The 2,860-nt window shown below is 35.1% G+C and carries 3 protein-coding genes; all 3 read left to right on the top strand.

Going from position 1 to position 2,860, the window contains the following annotated elements; genetic code table 11:
- Positions 1–437 precede the first annotated feature (437 nt).
- The 3 genes from AC3WSK_RS26425 (at position 438) to AC3WSK_RS26415 (ending at position 2,765) form a co-directional block, all read left to right on the top strand.
- Complete coding sequence (locus AC3WSK_RS26425; RefSeq protein ID WP_492414987.1) at positions 438–812, top strand: hypothetical protein; 375 nt, start codon at positions 438–440, stop codon at positions 810–812.
- Between the two features lie 75 nt (positions 813–887).
- Positions 888–1,937, top strand: coding sequence for a patatin-like phospholipase family protein (locus AC3WSK_RS26420; protein ID WP_492414986.1), 1,050 nt, complete (start codon positions 888–890; stop codon positions 1,935–1,937).
- A 636-nt stretch (positions 1,938–2,573) separates the two neighbouring features.
- Complete coding sequence (locus AC3WSK_RS26415; RefSeq protein WP_492414985.1) at positions 2,574–2,765, top strand: hypothetical protein; 192 nt, start codon at positions 2,574–2,576, stop codon at positions 2,763–2,765.
- Positions 2,766–2,860 lie beyond the last annotated feature (95 nt).

Raw genomic sequence — 2,860 nt, 5'->3', positions numbered from 1 at the left:
ATTGAACCGCCGTATACGGATCCGTACGTACGGTGGTGTGAGAGGTCGGGAGCTAATCACTCCCTCCTACTCGATTAGTAAGTTCGAGATTTTTTTGAAAATAAAAAAACAAGAGCGAACAAGACAATAAGACCTATCCAAAACGGTTTATATTGTTGTATAAATGCTTCCCAAGAACCAGTGAAAATGCGATTCATATGTTCAAAAAGTGTAATATTAAAACCCACTTCCTTTTTAACCAAATTACAGCACAATGATAGATTTGGAAAAGAAAAAGCCGCAGCGTTTGCAGACGCTACAGCTCGAATTGGTTTATGCCCTTTGATGGTGCTTAACAAAATTATTATACCACACCGTAGGAGGGCAAACCTATGAAACAAGGGCAAATTAAAGTAACTAAAGAGAATTTACTTTAGTGGATTGAAAATTATCGATGGATGGTTGAAACCATTGAAGAAGCGAGACAGCCAGTGGCGAAGGTCGATAATAGTAGTTACATCGGGGCAAAAACAGCAATGTACGGTATTGAGGCTGCATTGCCAAAGGCTAGTGGCGGAACTAGTGATCCTGTACTTACAGAAGTACAACGTCGCGTTTATTCGCTAAATTATCGAATTAAGGAATACGAGCAAAAGATTGCAGAGGTGCAAAAACGCATTCCTTACGTTATAGGTGATAGAGAGGGTGAGGTACTTCATAGACTTCTAGATGGCGACAGCATGAGAGCTATTGGCAAGCACATGAAACTATCAAGTACAACGATTATACGCACAAGAGAATGTATAGTTAAACAAATGTTGATGGAGGCCTAATGCCCTTATCCTGCATGTATTAATTATTAGAATGAAACCATACTTCACTTATCTCAACATTTTAGGAGTGATTGTATGTCGAAAAACAGATTTAAGAATATTGTATTTGAAGGTGGGGGGGTTAAAGGGATTGCTTATATTGGGGCATTGGAAGCATTAGAAAAATCAGAGGTAATCAGTAGTATTCAACGAGTAGGTGGGACATCGTCAGGAGCTATTACAGCATTAATTGTAGGATTAGGGATTAAATCTAAAGATATGCTAGAATTCATTAAAGGTAAAGACCTTCATACCATAGAAGATAATGATGTGCTTGATGTATTTGACGTCTCCAGATTATTAACCAAATATGGATGGAATAAAGGTGAAGTAGTAAGAGAATGGATTGGGAACGCAATAGAATTTGCAACCGGTAATGTTAATTCAACCTTTGAAGATATAAAACAAGTTCAAAAAGAAAAAAATTTTAAGGATATGTACTTTGTAGGTACTAATTTATCAACACATTCTTACAAAATTTATTGCCACGAACTTACACCGAAAACTCGTTTAATTGATGCTGTTGAAATTTCGACATCAATACCACTCTATTTTACAGCAAAAACGGATGAAGAAAGAAATTATTATGTTGATGGGGGAGTTTTAATGAACTACCCAATTAGACTTTTTGATGAAGAGGGTTTTATTGAAGACACCGAATTATGGTCTGTACAAGATGTTGAAGTCCCAAAAAGCTATAAATTGGCAAATGAGAAAAAGACTGAACTAGTCATTAACAATATTACAGAAACTGAATATAAACCTAATCATGAAACTATTGGATTTCGATTAGAATCAGAAGATAAAATTCTTTTTTATCATACAAAAGAAGCAGTTGTTAATGAAATTAACAACATCTATGATTTCACAAAACACCTCATAAAAACCCTAAGGGAATATAAAAACTATACATATCTAAATGATATTGATATGTCTAGAACAATTTTTTTAGATGTAACTGGAGTTAATACAACCGATTGGAATATTTCTCCTGAGAAAATGGGGAAAATAATAGCTACCGCTTATAATAGTACGAAAACTTACTTGGAGAAATTCGAGATTAATGTTCCTGATTATTCAGAGTGAAATATAAGATTGAATAAAGAATCAGCATTATTAAATGTATCAAATGACGCAAATGTATCATTTGTATCAAACGTTACACTATATGTATGTGTAAATTTAACGTGTAAAATGAAGGGGAGGTCGGACAGGTTAATGTTTCTTCCCTTGGTATTTATGAAATCCTAAATATTAGGGAAAGACAGACCGACGACCGACCTGCGCCTCATAAACTTGTTCGAGGCAAGACATACACGGCCGGCCCATATTTTTTAAGAGATTAGGTATCTTAATTAATATAAAAGGCTAAAAATTGCTGAAGGAGTGGTTTATATGTGAACTTCGTCCATTTCCTTTTAGTCAAACTTACTACAGCAACAAAGTGCACGGAAATGCACTATAAATAAAAACGCAATTCGCTTTACAAATATAACGTGGTGCAGCTCTACCACGGTTCTAAAAGTGAGCTAACTCGACATTTACCTCAATAGCAAAGCTTTCATCTTAGGATGGAGGCTTTTTCTTTTGCTTTGAAAACTGCATCAAACAGCCAAAACTTTATGTGATGAGAGGGCAGAGTTTGATGTGGTTTTGAGAGCAAAAAGTTATTACATATATTTCATTTCCTGGGTTATGATTGATTGGCAGGAGGTGAGGTAAATGCCAGCTACAAATGAAGAAGTGACGAAACTCGCATTAAAAACAGCAGTAGAAAATCAATCTATGATATTAGCATTAATGAGTGAATTACAATCGTTAGGTGTTGCTATAAATGTTGACCGAATAAAAATTTTAGCAAACGAACATGCTACATATACGCTAAAAGAGATGCAAGTTGCTTTAAACAAATAAGAGTTAGTAGTCACGTTCTGAACTGAACCCCGAATAGTGGACACTTTAAAAAGTGACCCTATTCGGGGTTTTTTGTTCATTTCACAAAAAAATCT

It is taken from the genome of Lysinibacillus sp. EB271-A1-10B, assembly GCF_058791335.1.
This window is presented reverse-complemented; position numbering and strand designations above follow the sequence as displayed.